Genomic DNA, 19,817 nt, shown 5'->3' with positions numbered 1-19,817 from the left:
GTTCTGGTATCTGGGTCTCCCGTAGGTAGTGAGTGTCGCCCGACTGCTGCTTCAACGACCGTAACTCTGTCCTTTCAATGGGCACGCCAGACGGTTGGCAGCTTTATTTTCAGTGCGGCGCTCGTTGTCCGACCGCGTGAGGCGTGGTTGACCGAGGGGCCGAAAAAGGTACGATTCATCGTGCCCCAGACGCCCAGGAGGCAAAGATGCGTCCATGCAAAAACGTGCCAATTCGGCGCGCGCGGCAGCCAAGCTGTTTCTAGCTGCCCTCTGCTTCGTTTGCTTGCTGGTCGAGCCGCCAGGCGGCGGTGAAGCCAGTTTGCCAGACGGCAGCGATCTCTCTTCGGAGGGCGCTGTTCGGGTCGCGACCAAGATAGCCGTTCTGGTATCTGGGTCTCCCGTAGGTAGTGAGTCCCTGTAGCAGTTGGGTGAGAGCGAACTGGTGTTGCCCAACAACACAAGGAGTAGCTTTGAGTAGGCTATATAAGGACATTTGCAGCCAACGAACGCTTTACGGCGCCTGGAGAAAGGTGCGTAGTAGCGCCATCTTCTCCTCCTCTGATGAAATCAAACGGGAGGCTGAAGATTTCGAAAGCCGGCTCCCTGACTCCTTGATCGATATTCAGCGCGCTCTATCGAAACAAGCATTTATATTCCTCCAGCAAACTGGCGTCGCACAGAAGAAGCCAGGCGGGAAATCCCGCCCCTTGGTTCTAGCTCCTATCCCGAATCGTATTGTCCAGCGAGCCATTCTCGACGTTTTGCAGCGACGCGTCCGCTTTGTTAAGCGAGTTCTTGGTACTTCCACAAGCTATGGTGGCATTCCCGAAAAACGTGTAGCCATGGCCATCTCTGACGCGAGAGAAGCAATGCGTGCGGGGGCACGATTCCACATTCGGTCAGACATCCCCGCCTTCTTCACCAAAATCAACAAAGACCGGGTTCTAGAGCTTCTGCGGCCGCATCTGAACTGTGAGGCTACCCTCAAGCTTTTTGAGGAAGCCATCAAAACGGACTTAGCCAATATCGACGACCTCAGAAGGAAGGAGCTGGCCGAGATTTTTCCAATCGGAATCGAGGGAGTGGCTCAAGGATCTCCATTGTCCCCCCTGATAGCCAACATCTACCTGGCCGACTTCGATCTAGAAATGAACTCAGACGGCATTACATGCCTACGCTACATCGATGACTTTTTGCTGCTTGGGGCAACTCTTAGTGATGTAGACAAAGCATTCAACAGATCGTTGAAAGTGCTGAGCAAGATTGGGCTGGAGGCTTACGACCCACGGACAGACAAAGCAAAGGCCTCCCGCGGAGCCACCCAGAAGGGGTTCGATTTCTTGGGCTGCAATGTCTCTCCGGGTTTGGTACAGCCTAGCGAAGCGACACGCAAACGATTCAGGGAAAAGTTGGACGCCGAGTTCGTCGCTGCTTCACATGCCCTACGCTATAACGCCCAGTACCACGACGGCGACGGGAAGTACGCATACTCATCCGCTCTTTTCCGGATCGACAAAATCATCCTAGGGTGGGGAAAAGCTTTCACGTTTTGCAATGGCACCCACAGCATGAGCGCGCTGGATGATTTTATTTCAAAAAAACTTGCTCAGCTTGAAGCAGAGAAGACTGCTGTTCTGGCCAAGTCCGACAGCGCAGCGCAAAGAAGAATCTTGGGCGTACGCCTCCTGACTGACATCCAAGGCTAAATTGCTCCTGATGCCCGAGAGCTGCCCCCCATGGGCAGCCGCGCCTATACAGCCAGCTTCTCCTAAGTCGCAATTAACCGACGTCAATGAGTTCAGCAATGTCCTCGCGAGGTATAGCAAGCCCATTACCTGTAAAGGTATGTTTAAGGTGGCACTCACCATCATCTGATAATAAATAGGCCCAGAGCGTGGCGGAGTAGTCGTCAATGTTCGAGACCCCTCCTTTGAACTTGACTACAACGGGCCTCAGCCTCTCCTCGATGATTTCCGACAAGTCGACCACCCCTCCACCACCACAAAAGCTGGAAGACCACAGATCCTGAATAGCCTCTGGAACCCGATAGCGAATTCCATTTGAGCTAGAGCTGGCCGCGGTGAAAGTATTCCAAGCGTAGGGGCCACACATCTCGGGTGCGTAGCCCTCAAACTCGCTGCGACGCTTAACGATTCCCTTAGCCACCTGCTTCGCAAGTGATTGCTTCTCAGGAGGAATCCACTCGGTGATTTTTTCTAAGAAGCGCTCTACACCTTGCGACGAACCTAGGAGGCCCTCATCAAACCATGAGGTGCAGCCATCGTAGCTTGTCGAATGGTAGTAATAAGCTTGGGTGATATCAGTGCGAGGAGAGGCTTTCAGCAGGTGGCATACAAAAAAATGGAAGCTCCTCGTATCAATCTCAGAATAAATCTCAGCGATTTGTTGCACTTCAGGATTTCGAAGAACTCTATCGATTTCCTCAGTGGGAACTGCATAGATTTCAGCAAGAGATCTAATGGCATCCTCTCTGTTATCACAGCTCGGGATAAACAATGAATCGTCCCCTCTTTTATAGTCGATTCGAATGACTGCTTCTGGCCGCCTCCTGCCTGTTGCGACAGGCTCAATGCGGCCAAATGCTGCCTGCGAGCGAAGGCAGAAAACGACCGATTGCTGCCTGACATGAAGGGCTACAAGTGCCCCATAGCCATCGTCAGAGAAGATCAACAGGCCAGACATGGCTTCATCGAACGGCTGTTTAGTTGGCCGAAGAAGCGCAGCTGCCTAGCGGCCCATTACTGCAAGCTCGCAACAAGTTGCGCAGCGATGAGGCCTTGTAGCGGCGATGTTTACCATTTAATTTTACCTGCAGTCCCTAATCCCTAACCAGAATTTCATAAGTGAACGTCACATGCTCTGGAACATACTCTTGTGCGTTGACCTCACGCTGCACCTCATCAATTGTGATGATACACAGAACTCCGTACGAGTTTAATAGGACTGCTTTCTGCCCCAAAACTGGGTTGACAATGCGACCCGGTGTTATGAAAGACTCTACAGTGAGCGGGTCAAAATCCGGACCAACAATCAGGCCAACCGCTTTCAAGCCGCTATCTATGTACACCTGGATACTGTTGTTGGAATGCCCACTGAAGTTGATTTTGAATTCGAACTCCCCGTGGCCAACCGTGTAGTGGGCATGGTTTCTATAGCGAAAGGTCACACGTCCATTAAGGGCGGGATTCGCGTAAAGAGCTGGGTCGCGAAGAGCATCAACACGCTCAAGGCGTGCTGCGCGTTTTCGAACCAAAGACAATGGGACGGCATGAGTCTTGTCAGCCGGCAGCCCTTCAACCCATCGCCAGAGCTCGTCTATCTGAATCGACCCGGGAAACTCGTTATTTTCAGGACTGGAATTAAAGTCAAAACCCTTAGGATTATGATCATTGAGCCAGTTAGGCAATATACGCTCGGGGTTTCGGACGAATATAACTGACAACCAATTGGCTGGCTTGCCCATAAAAGCCCTACTTACCCATTCCGTCTCAATGCCAACCCCAGACTTTGGCTTATTATTAGCTCGATCAACATAATTCTCGTCGACAATCAAAAGAACATGAGCGGACTCTGTAACCTCTCGCATGAAACCATGCAGACTTGATCCATAATCTACTGCCTCATCAATTTTTACGACGTAGCCGAGCAAATGGAGTTGACTAGCAAGCAAGCGAACCCAATCTCGATGGGCTGTTGATGTCCACGCGTAAGAGATAAATAGATCGGCACTCATGCATTCAATTCCCGTTTACGTAGCGAGCCTGCGGCTCCCCAACAAAATATTCAAAATATGCCTAAACGTCCTAGTTGCTGTGATTCATTCTGCCTTGCTAAGATTTTGGCATTGTTCGGCAACCTAGCGTTCTTCGAGGCTAACACACTGCGTAACAATGTCTTTGAAGGAATGCAAAACCAAAAGCTATACGTACTGTTGTCGACCGTCAGTTATCGGCCGCCAAGAATTCAATATCCCGAAAGCCAATCTCTCAACGTTACGGCTGTATTTGCTTTAGTATCAAGCACCATCCACAGCTCTTTCTCGTACCCTGAAAGTTTTCCCCAAGCGATTCGATGGTACAAGCCGAGATACTCCCAATTCGTCCAATTGTCATCGTAGGTGCTGTCAGATGCTGGAAACAGGGCGATTTTCATCAAACCCTTTTCGCCATCCGCAATGCCCAACTCCCAGGGAACCCACCGACTGTCTTTGCTCTTCTCAGTGGTCAGCAGAACAAAGCGTCTTGTTTGACTAATGCGCTGCTTAAGTAAGGCAGCAGTTTCTGCTGAGGTGTAGGGCGGCATTTCAGGGTCAATTTCATCGATATAGACCCGTGCACCGTGGTTGTGAAGCACCTCCATCGCTCCCTCCAACAGTTCGTGATCTTTGCTGGAGTGCGACAAGAATGTGCTCGTGCCACTGCTTGATGCATTGGATCTTAGAAGCTGCTCGCGGCCACTTTGCGATCTGTTTGCTGTAAAAGCTCGAAGTTCGGCCGTGGTAACGTTCCTTGCCATCGAATCCTTTCTACTTGGGGCACTCACGTAGCATGAGCTATTCGGTCAATGATCTCAAAAACTAGGGAAACGAGCTTGCGCCGCCCAACTTTGCTATCCAGGAATCCTGGAGCAGAAAGTACTTTCAGTTCTTTATCCGTGGGCCTTACAGCGTCCTGACCAGATGAGGAGAGCTCTGATCCCAACAGCAGGTCACTGATTTTCTGCGCAGCGCCACCAGACGCCCCTACCGGAAGCAGAAATACCCCTGCCGCCTTGGCAACTTCAAACTCTTGTTCCACGCCTTGAGCGACCTCCAACTTGTCGCCGGCCAGCTTCGCACCGCCAATGAAAATGGCGATACCAGCTTGTCGCGCAAGCTCCAGCCGCAGCGCAGCCCATTCTTCGTTGTTGGGCTGGGCTCCCGCCAGGGGTTGAGGAAAGGGCCTGGCGATCAGCCGTCGCTCGAGATCCCATCCGCCGCCTTGCCGCAGCGCTCCCAAGAACCCCGACAATGACGCCGATCCAACCAACAGGCCTGCACCAGTCACCAGGTGGCGCCCTGTCTCACCAATCTGCCGGCCAATGTCCTCGGCCAGTGCATGAATGTCGGCTGACTCGGAACCTCCCCGCTCAAGAGGCCAGCTGCCACTCACCCAGATTCTGCGCGCAGCGACTCGCTTTTCAATCTGACGTAGAAGCGCCGGAATTTCGGCATAGTCACTGACCTCTACCGCCAACAAGCCATAGCGTTTCAGATCTTTCGCCCACAGCTTGTGCTGAGCATTGCGCGCTGCGAATTCCCCTTCGGTCGTGAAGTCGGCCCTCTGCGGCGCACGCACGATGGCGAAGTGCTCGGGCGGCGCATCGGTGAAGCTTTCCCGAATCAGCGATAGGACATGCCGAACATTGGGGTCGGTGAAGCTGATGCCGATGAACAGCATGGACATGCTGGTCAGGTGCGCTTGAAACAGCGGTAGGTACTGGCCTCGTTTTGAACGAAACAGCTCGTAGTCGTCCGTGGAGATGACGACATCGTCGAGGCGATCCACAGAACCATGCATCTTGTAGAGCAGCGCTGCGCCAGGTGTCACCCTAAGGGCGAGATCTTTGGAGCCGGATATGGGGTTGAGCGGCCGGCTAATGGATTCAAATGCACGCTCTATCAAGCGGTCGTAGTTGGTCGTCCAGATATGTCTGACCGGTAGCCGCGAGATGATCTCAACCGTCTCGGGGATAGGTTTGTCAGGGCCTATCTCGTTCTTGATGACATTACGGACGCGTGTGGCACCACCATTTTCCAGGATGCTCCATTGAGCCAGCGCCGCCAGGTCGTGGACGTTCTTCGAGTCAACCTCAAGCTCTACAGCGATGTCACTGAGCAGCTCTGACCAGGAAGGGTAACCCGCCGCCATTGAGACGCCGGCACCAACGAAAATCGCCCCCACACCATCGTTCAGCGCATCAGGGTACTCATTGAGGAATCGGTTCAAAGCCGCTTTAGTCATGGTCAGCACTCATCAAATGCGCGGAGATTGCTCCAGACCTCACGGCTTGTAGTTCTTCCGGACGGCAATGGCATCCTCGATCCATTGCTCAATGCTCTCCTGGATCGATGCGTAGACCGCTTTGCTGTCGACCCCTACGGGGGTGATCAGCTTGGCATAGTTCGAAAGGTTCACAGTACCGTTCTTCAGTGTGACCAGATCGAAAGGGTTGGAGCCCGCCATCGAAGAGTTTCCATTGGTATCTAGAAGCTTGTTGATGCGAATGCCCACGACGCCCTTGCCCGCGTTCCAACCCTTGATGATTTCGTTCACCACCCATGGTCGGCTTGCGGTCTCGGAGCCCACCAGCACGACTACGCATGACTTCCCTACAAGGCTGTCATCAATCCACTTTTCAATTGCTGCATTACCCTTTTTCTTGACCTCTTCCCACTCGTTCGGCGTATAGAGCTTCTGACCATCCAATGCACCGATGTTCCGAACTTGCTGGGTGCGCCAAAAATCATTCTTGAAGTGGAAGCTGAAGAAAACATTCCTTGCCATTGCATAGCTCCTTCTTGGGGTACGGATGACTTTGATCAAACCTAACTGATTGGAAAGAGCGAATCCACAAGTTGAATCGCTCCTAGCTCCGCAGCCGCTTTTGATGGTTGCTCGTGGCCGCTTTTGGCCGTTTTCTGCCAGTCCAAATTGGCGAAATCAATACCAATGAGAGACGTCATACGCAGCCACCTTCTCCTCAACCCCTCATCCATTCCTCCCCAACCTATACCTACTGACCGCCTCGTAAACCGCCTTCCGCAACCGGTTGATCCCGCCGATCGGCCGATGCGCCGGCAGCGCGTGCCAGGGGTTGAACGAAAGGTTGTCACAGAACAGGTTCTGTTCCCGGCTATCGAAATCCTGAGCTGGCACGATGATGTCGGCTATGGTAGCGAAGGGCGCGTCCGACTCCTTCCATTCGATGCTGGTGTCTTCGATGGGCATGTACTTGTCCGGGTCCTGGCGCTGCACCTGGAAGGCGTAGCAGGCGGGGGCGCGGTCGATGGAGAGTTGCTGGTACAGGGCGGCGCGGAGGAAGTTGGGCAGGTCCTGGTTCTGCTTCGGTAGCTGGTAGGCCGGGCATTTCTCCGGGGCGGGGACGACGCGGAACTTGATGTTGTGTTCGCCCAGCTTGTACGGCGAGATGCCGTTGTAGCCGGCGTGCAGCGGGCTGTCCGGGGCGGGGGCGAGGGTGCGTAGGGCGATCAGCAGGTGGCGCAGTTCCCAGCTGGTGGGGTTCCAGTTGGGGAAGAAGGCCAGGGCTTTCTTGCCGTCGGCCTGGGCGGCGAAGTTCTGCCGGTATTCGGCGATGTCGCGGATGAAGAACACCGGCTGGTTGAACATGACGAAGTCCTGCTCGCTGTCATGGCCGCGGCCGGGCAGGAGTTTTTCGCCGGGCACGTCGAGCAGCTTGATGGCCATGCCGCGCGCGTCGTTCTTGCTGTCGAACTGCGGGTAGGCGTTGCCGTTGGAGAAGCGCACCCAGGCGTTCCAGCTCTTGCCCGCTTCGGCGAACACGCCGCGACGCAGGGTCGGGTCGAGGTCGGCGCGTACCTTGAACTCGGCCTTCACGCAGCCGTGGGCCTTGGCGTGGGCATCGCGCAGGACGCGGGTGTTGTCGCGGTGCTGTTCGACCACGCGGATGGCGTCCTGGATGATCGCCTGGGTGATGCGGGCTTCGTCCGGGGCGATCTGCTCTTCCGCGGACACCGGGCCGGAGAATTTCCAGGCGTAGTAGAGGCTGCCGATGGCCCAGCCGCCGAGGCCGACGGCCAGCAGCAGGAGGAGCAGGTGGCCGAGCCATTTGCCGAGGAACAGCCAGGCGTGGGTGAGGAGTGCGCGCATGGAGTGGGTGTCCTTGGTGGTGTGCGTTGGCTGTGGGCTTTTATTCTTCTTGGGCGGGGAGTGCGCCACGATGGCTTCTCCCCGTCCTCTGGCTAGGCGTCCCCCCTGGAGGGAGAGGGGCTGCTCGGGGTGGAGAGGGGCGGCGGCGCCATGCCTCGCGCTTCTCCATTTCCCAGGTTCAGCGTTGCGCGGTCCGTTGCTCCGGCGCCGGGCATTTCGGGCCGGGCGTCCAGGGTGGGGTCTGGGCCGGGACCAGGCGGCGCTCGAATTCGGGGTTGCCGAGCACCTTCAGGTATTCCACCAGCGCCCAGCGTTCTTCCGGGCTGAGGGCGCGGCCGATCACGCCGTTCTGCCGGCAGCCGTCGCGGAATTCGTGGCCGCTGTTGCGGTTGCCGGTGAGACGGGTGTCGAGGAGGAAGCCGCCGGGGAATTTCTCGGTGCGGAATCCGACGAATTTCGGATCGAATTCGAAGGTGCCGACGTAGAACTGCGGCGAGCGTTCGGCGGCCGGGGAGAGCAGCTGGAACAGGTTGGGCACCGAGCCGTTGTGCAGGAACGGCGGGGTCGCCCAGACGCCGTCCAGCGGGCGGGCCTTGTAGGCGCGCAGTTCCTGTACGCCGATCGGCAGGTCGAAGCCGTTCATGGTCTTCTGCTGTTCCGGCGGGATGCCGGCGTCCCGGTAGGCGCGCTGCTCGACGAAGGCGGTGATGTAGGCCAGGCCCTTGGCCGAGGACAGTTGCGAGAGGTCGAGTTGCTGCGGATCGGCGCCGATCAGCTGGACGTTCATCCGCGCCAGTTCGTCGACGCTCCAGCCGAGCTTGCGCAGGTCGTAGCGGTGGTCGGCGATGTTGTCGGCGGTGGTCGGGTCGGTGCCGATCACCTCGGTCGGCACCATGTGCATGCGCCACTCGGGATTGCGTCCGGGGGCGGCGTATTCCGCCGGTTGCACCTTGGGCGCATGGCAGAAGGCGCAGTTGGCTTCGAACAGGGCGCGGCCCTGGGAAGCGCGTTGCAGGTCGATGCGGCCGAAGAGGTCTTCCGGCCAGGTCGGCGGTTTCAGTTGTTGCAGGGTTTCTTCCAGGGCGTGCAGGTCGTGCAGGCGTACGCTGGAGGCGTAGCGCTGCTCGCCCTGCAGCGCCTGACCGTGCTCGTCGAAGATCTGCAGGCGCGCGCCGACACCGAGGGCCTCGCCGATGTTGCGCGCCATCGGCTGCATGGCCGAGCCGTTCCATTGCACCCAGTCGAATTTCCAGATGTCCCAGACCTGCGGATAGCTCACCGGGGCGTTGGCGACGCGGTAGTTGCCCGGGTCGATGGCATCGCCGAAGACGCTGTTGGCAATGCGCCCGAAGGCGTCGGTGCGGCCGGGGCCTTCCTCGGTGGGGTAGAGGTGGCGGCGGGTGTCGTTCCAGGCGGTGCGCAGGAGGGTGTCGAGCACGGCCTTGAAGTCGGCGCGCAGTTGCGACTTGTCCTGTTCGTAGCGTTCGCCGAGGACTTTCCTGGCGAAGCGGTTGAACTTGAACGGGTTGTAGTAGGTGGCGGCCATGCTCGCGCCGAGCGCCTGGCCGAAGGCGCCGCCGCGCAGGGTCGGCACGGTGGCGGCGATGGAGTGCATGGCGGCGCCGCCGTCGATGCGCAGCGACTTGCCCTGGTAGCGCAGTTCGCCGGTGTGGCAGGCGGCGCAGGTGATGTCCAGGTAGCGGGTGCCGGTCTTCTCGTCGCGGTGCTGGCTGAAGCCCACCGGCAGGTTGCCGGGGTTGAGGTCGCTGGCTTTCTGCTGCGGATCGACGAGGAAGCCGAAGCGGGCGAGGTATTCGGGGGCGGCGAAGGGTTCTTCGGAGAAGGGCAGTTCGAGGGCGGTGAACCAGTCGTAGTGCAGGCCCTTCACCAGGGTACCCTGGGGGGTGTAGTAGAAGCGCTGGCGGGCCTCGTCCTTCCATTGCGGCAGGTAGCGTACCTCGCTCGGCGCCTGGTAGTGGGGGAGGTTGGGATTGGCGACGTAGTAGACCACCACCCCGACGACCGCCAGCACGATCACGCCGACAACCAGCAGAGCCTTTTTCACGGTGCGCATCAGGAAACGTCCTTGTAGGCCTTTTTTGGGCACCGTTATGCCAAGGCGTTGGCATATTGGCAAGCTGCTATCAGCTTTTTTGACAAGGTTTTCTTGACAGCGAACGGGTGAAACGTTTGTGCAGGCCTCGCCTGGCGATATTGGCGACGAAAACTCGGTATTTCACCGGAGAAAGGCGGGACGCCGGAGCGTCTTGGAACGGCAGGGCGAGGCGCCGGCGGCCTGCCGGTCAGAGACCGGAGAAGGCCAGCCAGGCGATGATTGCGGCGTAGAGCATCCAGGTGGGATCGGTGCGGCGGTCGAGCAGGGCTTTCATTTCTTCGCCTCCGCGCTCCAGAAGCCCTGGGCGTTGCGGAAGGGCTGGCGGGCCAGTTGTTCCAGGCGGGTGATGCCGTCGGCGCGCATGGCATTGATCAGGGCCGAGAAGGATTTGGCGGAGTAGCTCATGGTGTCGTCTCCAGTTCCGTTCTGGTTATTCGGGGATCTGGCGACTATGTAAACATCGGCGTTGGCGAATGAAAAATGGATAGTCTCACTAGCCACTATCGATGGAATTGATTGATAGGCGAGAACATCTCCCCGCCGCAGGGCGGGGCGATGCGGCTCATTCCGGGTTGAACAGGATCACCGCCGCGCGCAGCTTGCTGCGGCCGAAGCGGCTCATCTTGTCGAACTCGGCGTGGCTTACCGGGATGTGCTGGCAGTCCAGCGGCTGGCGGTGCTGGCTGTGGTCGACGTCGGGATCGTGGAGGTAGACGAAGTCCTCGTCGTAGTGGGTGACCAGCACCCAGTGCGGGGCCTTGGAGCGGGTCAGGCGGTAGCTGCTGATCAGCACCAGCGGCTGGCCGCCCCGGGCCAGCTGGCGCGGGATGTCGAGCCTGGCCGAGCGCTTCTGCTCGACGCCCGAGGCGTCCAGTTCCTCGCAGAAGTCCTCGTGGACCAGGCGCATCACCGCCTTCTTGTCTTCGTTGCGTACGCCGTCGAGGAACAGCGGGCCGCCGGCGGACAGCACCAGCTTGACCCGGAAGCCGCGCCGCCAGGCGGCCAGCGCCAGGCCCTGGGGGCTACAGCCGCCGTGCCCGGCGGTCATGTAGATGGTGGTCGCCTCGCGCCACAGGCGCAGCTCCTCGCGGCGGGTCAACTGGCGCTCCGGTTGCAGCGCGCCCATGGCCATCAGCAGGCAGGCCGGGCCGCAGGTGAAATCGGTGGTCTGCCGGTAGAAGGGCACGTGGCGGCGCTGGTCGTGGCCGGGGTTGCGGATGCGTTTCTCGAAGCGCAGCGCTTCGCTGTGGTCCTCGTAGTAGTCGCGCACGGTGGCGAAGGGACGGTAGCCGTTGCGCTCGTAGAGGGCGATGGCGCCACGGTTGTCCGGGCGCACTTCCAGGCGCATGTAGGCGCGGTCGTTGTCCCGCGCGGCCTGCTCGGCGGCTTCCAGCAGCTTCTGGCCGAGGCCGATGCCGCGGGCGCGCGGGTCGATGGCGATGGAGTAGAGGCGGGCCAGCGAGGTGCCTTCGTGGAACAGCACCAGGGCGTAGCCGAGCACGCCGCCGTCGCCTTCGGCTACCGTCAGGCTGGCGTGGGCGCGGGTGAGCATCCACTGGAAGTTGCGGCGGGACAGGCGATCGTAGTCGAAGCAGCGATTTTCCAGCTCGACCAGGGCGGACAGGTCGTCCACGCCGGCCGGGCGGAGGGTCAGGTTCATAGCGGTCTCCACGGCCGCGGGCGGGAACTTCCGCGCAGGCGTGCTGTAATGGATGCTGTACGCTTCGGTTTGCTGGCAGGCGCCATAGAGCGGTTTCGCAAGGGATTCCCGCCGAGTATTGGCCGGGATGCGTGCGCCGGCAAGCCGGTTCCGAATGCGCCGTGGTTTCGCTGTCACCCCGGGAGGTGTCGTGAGCAAGCTGTTCATCATCGTGGAACGCAAGGAAGACTGGACGTCCTATTACCCCAGCGAGGATGTGGTCACCGCCCAGGAATACCTGGAACTGCCCATCGACGACGACACCGGCAAGCGGGTCCAGGTGATCAACCTGTGCCGGCACTACAAGTACCTGCGCCATGGCTACTACTGCTCGCTGCTCGCCGAGGCGCGCGGGCACAAGGTGATCCCCTCGGTGCGGACGATCAGCGAGCTGGCCAGGAAGTCGCTGTACAGCCTGGTCCTGGAAGATCTCGATCGCACCCTGGACAAGGCCCTGGCCGCGCACCCCTACGGCAGCACCGATGGTTTCACCCTGACCCTGTATTTCGGCCGTACCGACATCGAGCCGCTGCAGGACCTGGCGCGACAACTGTTCGAGGCGTTTCCCTGCCCGTTGCTGCTGGTGGAGTTCAAGCGCAACCGCACCTGGCACATCGAGGGCATCAAGCCCGGCGCCATCCACAAGCTGCGCGAGGACCAGGAAGACCTCTTCGCCAACGCCCTGGACAGCTTCAGCCGGCAGATCTGGCGCAAGCCGCGTTCGCGCAAGCCGTTCCGCTACGACCTGGCGATCCTCCACGACCCCGGCGAGGCGTTCCCGCCCTCCGACGCCAAGGCGCTGAAGAATTTCGTGCGGGTCGGCCGCAGCCTCGGCATCGACGTCGACCTGATCGAGCGCAAGGACTATTCGCGGATCGCCGAGTACGACGCGCTGTTCATCCGCGAGACCACCAATGTCGCCGACCACACCTACCGTTTCGCCAAGAAGGCCGAGAGCGAAGGGTTGGTGGTGATGGACGACCCGGTGTCGATCCTGCGCTGCACCAACAAGGTGTACCTGGCCGACCTGCTGCGCAGCCACAAGCTGGGCATGCCGGCCACCGAGATTCTCTACAAGGAGAACCCGCAGGAACTGGAGAAGGTCGGCGAGCGCCTGGGCTTCCCGCTGGTGCTGAAGATTCCCGACGGCAGCTTCTCGCGCGGGGTGATCAAGGTGGAGGACCAGGAGCAGTTGCTGGCGGCCAGCGCCGAGCTGTTCGAGCGCTCGGTGCTGATCCTTGCCCAGGAGTTCTTCTATACCGAGTACGACTGGCGTATCGGCGTGCTCAACCGCAAGCCGATCTTCGCCTGCCAGTACTTCATGTCCAAGGGCCACTGGCAGATCTACGACCACAGCCCGGACGCCGAGGAGGTCAGCGGCGATTTCCGCACCCTGCCCGTGCACGAGGCGCCGCGCAAGGTGGTGGAGCTGGCGGTGAAGACCGCCAACCTGATCGGCGACGGCCTCTACGGGGTGGACCTGAAGCAGGCCGGTGACAAGGTGGTGGTGATCGAGGTGAACGACAACCCGAACATCGACTGCGGGGTGGAGGATGTCTACCTCGGCGACGACCTCTACAAGCTGGTCCTGGAGGAGTTCGTCCGGCGTCTGGAAGTCAAGCGTCGCGGCTACGACTGATAAGACGATTTCGGCATTGGCGATATAAACAAAGATTCACTTCAGGGCGTCAAAAAATTGCTAGATTTTCCTTTCAGAGCGCCAACATGCCGTTTCTATGACGGTTCAAAGAATTGGCGCCGCAAAGGAGCAAACATGCCAGACGCATCGAACCTCCGCCGTCTGCTGGTGGTGGACCCGTGCGACGATTGCCGGCGCCTGACGCCGGGACTTCGCGAGGCGGGTTGGGCAGTGGACAGCTGCGCGCTGGAAACGGCGCGCGAACGCGCCTGCGACGTCGGCCTGCTGCGCCTGCGGCCGTTCCACCTGGAACGGCCGGAGACGGTGAAGGACCTGATCAGCCGCAGCGGCACCGAGTGGATCGCCGTGCTCAGCCCGGACACCTTGCCGGTGAATGGCGTCGGCGATTTCGTCTGCGAATGGTTCTTCGACTTCCATACCTTGCCGTTCGACATGGCGCGGGTGCAGGTGACCCTCGGCCGCGCCTTCGGCATGGCCCGCCTGCGCGGGCGTGGCACGGTGCCCGGCAATGCCGGGGGCGAGCACGAACTGCTCGGCGAGAGCCTGGCCGTACGCGACCTGCGCCGGCTGCTGGCGAAGCTGGCGCCGACCGAATCGCCGGTACTGATCCGTGGCGAGAGCGGCACCGGCAAGGAACTGGTCGCGCGTACCCTGCACCGGCAGTCGCGGCGCGCGGACAAGCTGTTCGTCGCGATCAACTGCGGGGCGATTCCCGAGCACCTGATCCAGTCCGAGCTGTTCGGCCACGAGAAGGGCGCCTTCACCGGCGCGCACCAGCGCAAGGTCGGGCGGATCGAGGCGGCCGACGGCGGCACCCTGTTCCTCGACGAGATCGGCGACCTGCCGCTGGAGTTGCAGGCCAACCTGTTGCGCTTTCTCCAGGAACAGCAGATCGAGCGGGTCGGCGGTAGCCGGCCGGTCGAGGTGGATGTGCGGGTGCTGGCGGCGACCCATGTCGACCTGGAGGCGGCGATCGACGCCGGGACGTTCCGCGAGGACCTCTACTACCGGCTCAACGTCCTGCAGGTCGGCACCGCGCCATTGCGCGAACGGAGCGAGGACCTGCCGCTGCTGGCCAATCATTTCTCCCGGCTCTACAGCCTGGAGACCGGCCGCCGCCCGCGTCGCTTCAGCGAGGACGCGCTGGCGGCGATGGCGATGCATGCCTGGCCTGGCAATGTCCGCGAACTGGCCAACCGGGTACGTCGCGGATTGGTCCTGGCGGAGGGGCGACAGATCGAGGCCCAGGACCTCGGCCTGGAATGCGCGCGCGGCGACGGCCCGCCGTTGTCCAGCCTGGAGGTCTACAAACTCTGCGCCGAGCGCCAGGCGATGTGTGACGCGCTGGCCCGTTACGGCGACAACCTCAGCGTGGCCGCGCGGATGCTCGGGGTGTCGCGGCCGACCTTCTACCGCCTGTTGCACAAGCACCGGTTGCGCTGAGCGGCCACCGTGGGCGGGCGCGTAGGGCGTACGAGCGCGTCTCGGTTATCCGCCGTTGCGGCGGAGTCGGCGCATAACGCCCGTGGCGTTATGCGCCCTACGGGAGCGAGTGGGCATGCGGATGTTCCCCTGCGTTCGCGGGAGGGCCGGTTGCGTAGGGCGACGGAGAGGGCGGCGGCAGATGTGCCGGCCAAGCAAAATATCCTGCGTTTCCCAGCCGTAGCGAACTAGAATCCAACCGATCCCGACCGGTTCGCGACAGTTGCTCGTGGCGATTGACAGAATCTGTCAGATCGACGCATATTCACCTAACGCAAACGTTTGCGTATGGATAATATCCTGGAAAAGCCTCAGTAAAACGATAAGAAAAGCTGGAGGATACACCATGAAGCGGGTCGCTTCCCGGCGCCTGTTGGCTGCCGTTGTGCTGACTGCCTGTTCCTCGTTCCTGCCCCTGTCCGCCGTCCACGCGGAAACTCCCGAGAAGCCCAGGATCGCGCTGGTGATGAAGTCGCTGGCGAACGAGTTCTTCCTGACCATGGAGGACGGCGCCAAGGCCTACCAGAAGGAGCATGCCGACCGGTTCGAACTGGTTTCCAACGGCATCAAGGACGAGACCGATACCTCCAGCCAGATCCGCATCGTCGAGCAGATGATCGTTTCCGGGGTCGACGCACTGGTGATCGCGCCGGCCGATTCCAAGGCGCTGGTGCCGGTGGTGAAGAAAGCGCTGGATGCCGGCATCGTGGTGATCAACATCGACAACCGCTTCGACCCGCAGGTGCTGCAGGCGAAGAAGATCGGCGTGCCCTTCGTCGGGCCCGACAATCGCAAGGGCGCGCGGCTGGTCGGCGAGTACCTGGCGAAGCGACTGAAGGCCGGCGACGAGGTCGGCATCATCGAAGGGGTCTCCACGACCACCAATGCCCAGCAGCGCACCGCCGGCTTCAAGGATGCGATGGAAGCGGCGGGGATGAAGATCGTCTCCTTGCAGTCGGGCAACTGGGAAATCGAGAAGGGCAACGCGGTGGCCTCGGCGATGCTCAACGAGCATCCGGACCTCAAGGCGCTGCTCGCCGGCAACGACAGCATGGCCCTCGGCGCGGTATCGGCGGTGCGCGCGGCGGGCCGCGCCGGGCAGGTGAAGGTGGTCGGCTACGACAATATCCAGGCGATCAAGCCGATGCTCAAGGATGGCCGGGTGCTGGCCACTGCCGACCAGTTCGCCGCGAAGCAGGCGGTGTTCGGTATCCAGACCGCGCTCAAGCTGCTCGCCGGACAAACCCCGGAACATGAGAAGGACGGCGTGGTCGAGACGCCTGTCGAGTTGGTGACCGCGCCCTGAGCCGTCCGATGGAGCCTTCCCATGTCTAGCGACGCATTGCCGCTGCTGAGCATCCGCGGGGTCGGCAAGACCTACGCGCAGCCGGTGCTGGCGGAGATCGACCTGCAACTGTTCGGCGGCGAGGTGCTGGCCCTGACCGGCGAGAACGGTGCCGGCAAGAGCACCCTGTCGAAGATCGTCGGCGGCCTGGAGCGTCCCGGCGCCGGCAGCCTGGAACTCCTCGGCCGGCCCTACGCCCCCGCTAGCCGCCGCGAGGCCGAGGCGCTGGGCGTGCGCATGGTGATGCAGGAACTGAACCTGCTGCCGACCCTGTCGGTGGCGGAGAACCTGTTCCTCCACGACCTGCCCCGGCGCGCCGGCTGGATCGACCGTCGGCGCCTGCGCGCGGCGGCCCGCGAGGCGATGGCCCAGGTCGGCCTGGAGGCGATCGATCCCGACACGCTGGTCGGCGACCTCGGCATCGGCCACCAGCAGATGGTCGAGATTGCACGCAACCTGATCGGCGACTGCCGCTTGCTGATCCTCGACGAACCCACGGCGATGCTTACCGCGCGCGAGGTGGACATGCTCTTCGAGCAGGTCGAGCGGCTGCGCGAACGCGGCGTGGCGATCGTCTACATCTCCCATCGCCTGGAAGAGCTGGCGCGGATTTCGCAGCGCATCGCGGTGTTACGCGATGGCCGCCTGGTCTGCGTCGAGCCGATCGAACGTTACGACGCCGACCGACTGGTGACCCTGATGGTCGGCCGCGACCTGGGTGAGCGCTTCGACCTGGGTACACGGCAGATCGGCGCGCCGTTGCTGCGGGTGGAGCGGCTGAGCCGGCGCGGCAAGGTGCATGAGGTGTCGTTCGAGGTGCGCGCGGGGGAGATCTTCGGCATTTCCGGACTGATCGGTTCCGGGCGCACCGAATTGTTGCGCCTGATCTACGGCGCCGACCGCGCCGACGGTGGCCAGGTCCTGCTCGGCGATCCGCCGCAGCGCCTGAGCCTGCGTTCGCCGGCCGACTCGGTGCGCCAGGGGGTGGCGCTGATTACCGAGGACCGCAAGGGCGAGGGCCTGCTGCTGGACCAGTCGATCAGCGCCAACCTGGCCCTGGGCAACCTGCCGGCGCTGGCGCGCCACGGGGTGATCGACCGGCGCCGCGAGGAAGCCCTGGCGCGGCGCCAGGTGGCGGCGCTGCGGGTGCGCTGCGCGGACACCGCGCAGGCGGTGGGCGAACTGTCCGGCGGCAACCAGCAGAAGGTGGTGATCGGCCGCTGGCTGGAGCGCGACTGCCAGGTGCTGCTGTTCGACGAGCCGACCCGTGGCATCGATGTCGGCGCCAAGTTCGATATCTATGCCTTGCTCGCCGAGTTGACCCGCCGGGGCAAGGCGCTGGTGGTGGTGTCCAGCGACCTGCGCGAGCTGATGCTGATCTGCGATCGCATCGGCGTGCTCTCGGCGGGACGCCTGGTGGACACCTTCGAGCGTGAGGCCTGGACCCAGGACGCGCTGCTGGCGGCGGCCTTCGCCGGTTACAAGAAACGCGACGCGCTGCTGGCGACGTCGTGAACACGCAACGCAAGGAACCAGAAATGAGCGACCCGACGTCTTCCGCTACCGCCGCCGCAGCGCCAACCCTGCGACGCGGCAACTATTTCGGCCTGGGCACCTACCTCGGCCTGGCCGGCGCGCTGCTGGCGATGATCGCGCTGTTCTCGGCGCTGAGCAGCCACTTCCTCAGCTATGGCACCTTCCTCGCCATCGCCAACCAGATCCCCGACCTGGTGGTGCTGGCGGTGGGCATGACCTTGATCCTGATCGTCGGCGGCATCGATCTCTCGGTGGGTTCGGTGCTGGCCCTGGCGGCCTCGGCGGTAAGCCTGGCGACGCTCGGCTGGGGCTGGGGCGTGCTGCCGGCGGCGCTGCTCGGGATGGCCTGCGCGACCCTGGCCGGCTGCGTCACCGGTTCGATCACGGTGGCCTGGCGGATTCCCTCGTTCATCGTGTCCCTCGGCGTGCTGGAGATGGCCCGTGGGCTGGCCTACCAGATGACCGATTCGCGCACGGCCTATATCGGCGACGCCTATGCCTGGCTGTCCAATCCGCTGGCGTTCGGCATCTCGCCGGCCTTCGTGATCGCCCTGCTGGTGATGTTCGCCGCCCAGGCGGTGCTCACCCGCACGGTGTTCGGCCGCTACCTGATCGGCATCGGCACCAACGAAGAAGCGGTGCGATTGGCCGGTGTGAACCCGAAACCCTATAAGATTGCTGTATTCGCCCTGATGGGGCTGCTCGCCGGGTTGGCCGCGCTGTTCCAGATCTCGCGTCTGGAAGCGGCCGATCCCAACGCCGGGGTCGGCCTGGAACTCCAGGTCATCGCCGCGGTGGTGATCGGTGGCACCAGCCTGATGGGCGGGCGAGGTTCGGTGGTCAGCACCTTCTTCGGCGTGCTGATCATTTCCGTATTGGCGGCGGGGCTGGCGCAGATCGGTGCGTCGGAGCCGACCAAACGAATCATTACCGGGGCGGTGATCGTGGTAGCGGTGGTGCTGGATACCTACCGCAGCCATCGCGCCCGCAGACAGGGCTGAACGATGGCGACAATGAAGGACGTGGCGGCGATGGCGGGGGTTTCCTTCACCACCGTATCGCATGTGGTGAACAGGACGCGGCCGGTCAGCGACGCGGTGCGCAAGAAGGTCGAGGACGCCATCGCGCAGCTGCACTACGTGCCCAGCGCGGTGGCGCGTTCGCTGAAGGTGCGCACCACCTCGATCATCGGCCTGCTGGTGCCGAACAGCACCAACCCGTATTTCGCCGAGCTGTCGCGCGGCATCGAGGATTGCTGCGAGCGCAACGGTTACTGCGTGATCCTCTGCAACTCCGACGACAACCCGCAGAAGCAGGCCAACTACCTGCGCGTGCTCCAGGAAAAACGCATCGATGGCCTGGTCCTGGCGTCCGCCGGCGGCGACGGCGCGCTGGCCAAGGGGCTGGCGAACATGCGCACGCCGACCGTGATCGTCGACCGCGAGGTGGAAGGCGTGGAAGCCGACCGGGTGCAGATCGACCATGAGATGGGCGCCTACCTGGCGACCCGCCACCTGCTCGAACTGGGCCATCGCGACATCGCCTGCATCGGCGGGCCGCTGTCGACCAAGGTCTCGACGCTGCGGGTCGAGGGCTACCGGCGGGCGATGGCCAAGGCCGGCCTGGAGGTGCGCCCACAGTGGCTGCTGGAAAGCGAGTTCAGCAGCCCCGGCGGCTACCACGCGGCGTTCGGCCTGCTGGGCGGCGAGGGTGAGCGACCGACGGCGATCGTCGCCGGTAACGACATGATCGGCATCGGCGTGCTGCGTGCCGCGGCGGAGCTGAATATCAGGGTGCCGCACGAGCTGTCGGTGATCGGCTTCGACGATATCGAGCTGAGCCGCTTCGTGTTTCCCGCCTTGACCACCGTGGGCCAGTCGATCCGCCTGCTCGGCGAGATCGCCGCGCAACTGCTGCTGCAACGCATCGCCGAGCGCGAGGAGCCGATGCAGCGGCGGGTGGTGGCGCCGGCGCTGGTCCTGCGCGAATCCACCGCGCCGCCGCTGGTGCGGGTCTGAACCGGGCGCCGGGGGCGCCCTCGCTAGAGAGAGGCTGGAACAAGGACGCAA

17 protein-coding genes are annotated in these 19,817 nt (G+C 61.9%); 7 read left to right on the top strand and 10 right to left on the bottom strand.

Going from position 1 to position 19,817, the window contains the following annotated elements; genetic code table 11:
* Window positions 1-530 precede the first annotated feature (530 nt).
* Window positions 531-1,706: a reverse transcriptase domain-containing protein gene (locus HMPREF2886_RS11810; protein WP_256562512.1), complete on the top strand. Its 1,176-nt coding sequence runs from the start codon at window positions 531-533 to the stop codon at window positions 1,704-1,706.
* Window positions 1,707-1,779: 73 nt separating this feature from the next.
* Here HMPREF2886_RS11810 and HMPREF2886_RS11805 read toward each other — a convergent pair whose 3' ends face one another.
* The 10 genes from HMPREF2886_RS11805 to HMPREF2886_RS11770 all read right to left on the bottom strand — a co-directional run bounded on the left by HMPREF2886_RS11805 (window position 1,780) and on the right by HMPREF2886_RS11770 (window position 11,686).
* Complete coding sequence (locus HMPREF2886_RS11805; RefSeq protein WP_256562511.1) at window positions 1,780-2,703, bottom strand: hypothetical protein; 924 nt, start codon at window positions 2,701-2,703, stop codon at window positions 1,780-1,782.
* A gap of 136 nt (window positions 2,704-2,839) precedes the next feature.
* Complete coding sequence (locus tag HMPREF2886_RS33215) at window positions 2,840-3,754, bottom strand: toll/interleukin-1 receptor domain-containing protein (RefSeq protein WP_128688811.1); 915 nt, start codon at window positions 3,752-3,754, stop codon at window positions 2,840-2,842.
* Between the two features lie 230 nt (window positions 3,755-3,984).
* Complete coding sequence (locus HMPREF2886_RS11795) at window positions 3,985-4,422, bottom strand: toll/interleukin-1 receptor domain-containing protein (protein WP_230964777.1); 438 nt, start codon at window positions 4,420-4,422, stop codon at window positions 3,985-3,987.
* A gap of 137 nt (window positions 4,423-4,559) precedes the next feature.
* Complete coding sequence (locus tag HMPREF2886_RS11790) at window positions 4,560-6,023, bottom strand: SIR2 family protein (RefSeq protein WP_070747399.1); 1,464 nt, start codon at window positions 6,021-6,023, stop codon at window positions 4,560-4,562.
* A 39-nt stretch (window positions 6,024-6,062) separates the two neighbouring features.
* Window positions 6,063-6,566, bottom strand: coding sequence for a TIR domain-containing protein (locus HMPREF2886_RS11785; protein WP_070747397.1), 504 nt, complete (start codon window positions 6,564-6,566; stop codon window positions 6,063-6,065).
* 41 nt (window positions 6,567-6,607) lie between these two features.
* A complete protein-coding gene (locus HMPREF2886_RS34600) occupies window positions 6,608-6,745 on the bottom strand; it encodes a hypothetical protein (RefSeq protein ID WP_168172019.1) in 138 nt (45 codons plus the stop codon).
* Window positions 6,746-6,770: 25 nt separating this feature from the next.
* A complete protein-coding gene (locus HMPREF2886_RS11780; RefSeq protein WP_070747394.1) occupies window positions 6,771-7,910 on the bottom strand; it encodes a catalase family protein in 1,140 nt (379 codons plus the stop codon).
* Between the two features lie 178 nt (window positions 7,911-8,088).
* Window positions 8,089-9,984, bottom strand: coding sequence for a di-heme-cytochrome C peroxidase (locus HMPREF2886_RS11775; RefSeq protein WP_070747391.1), 1,896 nt, complete (start codon window positions 9,982-9,984; stop codon window positions 8,089-8,091).
* A gap of 312 nt (window positions 9,985-10,296) precedes the next feature.
* A complete protein-coding gene (locus HMPREF2886_RS34995; protein WP_003088290.1) occupies window positions 10,297-10,431 on the bottom strand; it encodes a hypothetical protein in 135 nt (44 codons plus the stop codon).
* A gap of 157 nt (window positions 10,432-10,588) precedes the next feature.
* Window positions 10,589-11,686 carry a GNAT family N-acetyltransferase/peptidase C39 family protein gene (locus HMPREF2886_RS11770; RefSeq protein WP_003113487.1) on the bottom strand — a complete coding sequence of 366 codons (1,098 nt, stop codon included), beginning with the start codon at window positions 11,684-11,686 and terminating at the stop codon, window positions 10,589-10,591.
* A 190-nt stretch (window positions 11,687-11,876) separates the two neighbouring features.
* Here HMPREF2886_RS11770 and HMPREF2886_RS11765 point away from each other — a divergent pair, with 190 nt between their 5' ends.
* The 6 genes from HMPREF2886_RS11765 to HMPREF2886_RS11740 all read left to right on the top strand — a co-directional run bounded on the left by HMPREF2886_RS11765 (window position 11,877) and on the right by HMPREF2886_RS11740 (window position 19,766).
* Window positions 11,877-13,364, top strand: coding sequence for a RimK family protein (locus tag HMPREF2886_RS11765; RefSeq protein WP_033970256.1), 1,488 nt, complete (start codon window positions 11,877-11,879; stop codon window positions 13,362-13,364).
* Between the two features lie 135 nt (window positions 13,365-13,499).
* Window positions 13,500-14,828, top strand: coding sequence for a sigma-54 dependent transcriptional regulator (locus HMPREF2886_RS11760; protein WP_033978668.1), 1,329 nt, complete (start codon window positions 13,500-13,502; stop codon window positions 14,826-14,828).
* 385 nt (window positions 14,829-15,213) lie between these two features.
* Window positions 15,214-16,173 carry a sugar ABC transporter substrate-binding protein gene (locus HMPREF2886_RS11755; RefSeq protein WP_033970252.1) on the top strand — a complete coding sequence of 320 codons (960 nt, stop codon included), beginning with the start codon at window positions 15,214-15,216 and terminating at the stop codon, window positions 16,171-16,173.
* Window positions 16,174-16,194: 21 nt separating this feature from the next.
* A complete protein-coding gene (locus HMPREF2886_RS11750) occupies window positions 16,195-17,727 on the top strand; it encodes a sugar ABC transporter ATP-binding protein (RefSeq protein ID WP_070747389.1) in 1,533 nt (510 codons plus the stop codon).
* 23 nt (window positions 17,728-17,750) lie between these two features.
* Window positions 17,751-18,749, top strand: coding sequence for an ABC transporter permease (locus HMPREF2886_RS11745; protein ID WP_033978665.1), 999 nt, complete (start codon window positions 17,751-17,753; stop codon window positions 18,747-18,749).
* Window positions 18,750-18,752: 3 nt separating this feature from the next.
* Window positions 18,753-19,766 carry a LacI family DNA-binding transcriptional regulator gene (locus HMPREF2886_RS11740; protein WP_033970237.1) on the top strand — a complete coding sequence of 338 codons (1,014 nt, stop codon included), beginning with the start codon at window positions 18,753-18,755 and terminating at the stop codon, window positions 19,764-19,766.
* Window positions 19,767-19,817: the final 51 nt, after the last annotated feature.

The sequence above is a fragment of the Pseudomonas sp. HMSC066A08 genome (assembly GCF_001813025.1).
Taxonomy (GTDB): Bacteria; Pseudomonadota; Gammaproteobacteria; order Pseudomonadales; family Pseudomonadaceae; genus Pseudomonas; species Pseudomonas aeruginosa.
Note: the sequence above shows the minus strand (reverse complement) of the source record. Positions and strands in the feature narration are given on the sequence as shown.

Coding starts and splice junctions, on each gene's coding strand:
- HMPREF2886_RS11805 (WP_256562511.1), bottom strand. CDS start 2,703: ATGTCTGGCCTGTTGATCTTCTCTGACGATGGCTATGGGGCACTTGTA.
- HMPREF2886_RS33215 (WP_128688811.1), bottom strand. CDS start 3,754: ATGAGTGCCGATCTATTTATCTCTTACGCGTGGACATCAACAGCCCAT.
- HMPREF2886_RS11790 (WP_070747399.1), bottom strand. CDS start 6,023: ATGACTAAAGCGGCTTTGAACCGATTCCTCAATGAGTACCCTGATGCG.
- HMPREF2886_RS11785 (WP_070747397.1), bottom strand. CDS start 6,566: ATGGCAAGGAATGTTTTCTTCAGCTTCCACTTCAAGAATGATTTTTGG.
- HMPREF2886_RS34600 (WP_168172019.1), bottom strand. CDS start 6,745: ATGACGTCTCTCATTGGTATTGATTTCGCCAATTTGGACTGGCAGAAA.
- HMPREF2886_RS11780 (WP_070747394.1), bottom strand. CDS start 7,910: ATGCGCGCACTCCTCACCCACGCCTGGCTGTTCCTCGGCAAATGGCTC.
- HMPREF2886_RS11775 (WP_070747391.1), bottom strand. CDS start 9,984: ATGCGCACCGTGAAAAAGGCTCTGCTGGTTGTCGGCGTGATCGTGCTG.
- HMPREF2886_RS34995 (WP_003088290.1), bottom strand. CDS start 10,431: ATGAGCTACTCCGCCAAATCCTTCTCGGCCCTGATCAATGCCATGCGC.
- HMPREF2886_RS11770 (WP_003113487.1), bottom strand. CDS start 11,686: ATGAACCTGACCCTCCGCCCGGCCGGCGTGGACGACCTGTCCGCCCTG.
- HMPREF2886_RS11760 (WP_033978668.1), top strand. CDS start 13,500: ATGCCAGACGCATCGAACCTCCGCCGTCTGCTGGTGGTGGACCCGTGC.
- HMPREF2886_RS11755 (WP_033970252.1), top strand. CDS start 15,214: ATGAAGCGGGTCGCTTCCCGGCGCCTGTTGGCTGCCGTTGTGCTGACT.
- HMPREF2886_RS11750 (WP_070747389.1), top strand. CDS start 16,195: ATGTCTAGCGACGCATTGCCGCTGCTGAGCATCCGCGGGGTCGGCAAG.
- HMPREF2886_RS11745 (WP_033978665.1), top strand. CDS start 17,751: ATGAGCGACCCGACGTCTTCCGCTACCGCCGCCGCAGCGCCAACCCTG.
- HMPREF2886_RS11740 (WP_033970237.1), top strand. CDS start 18,753: ATGGCGACAATGAAGGACGTGGCGGCGATGGCGGGGGTTTCCTTCACC.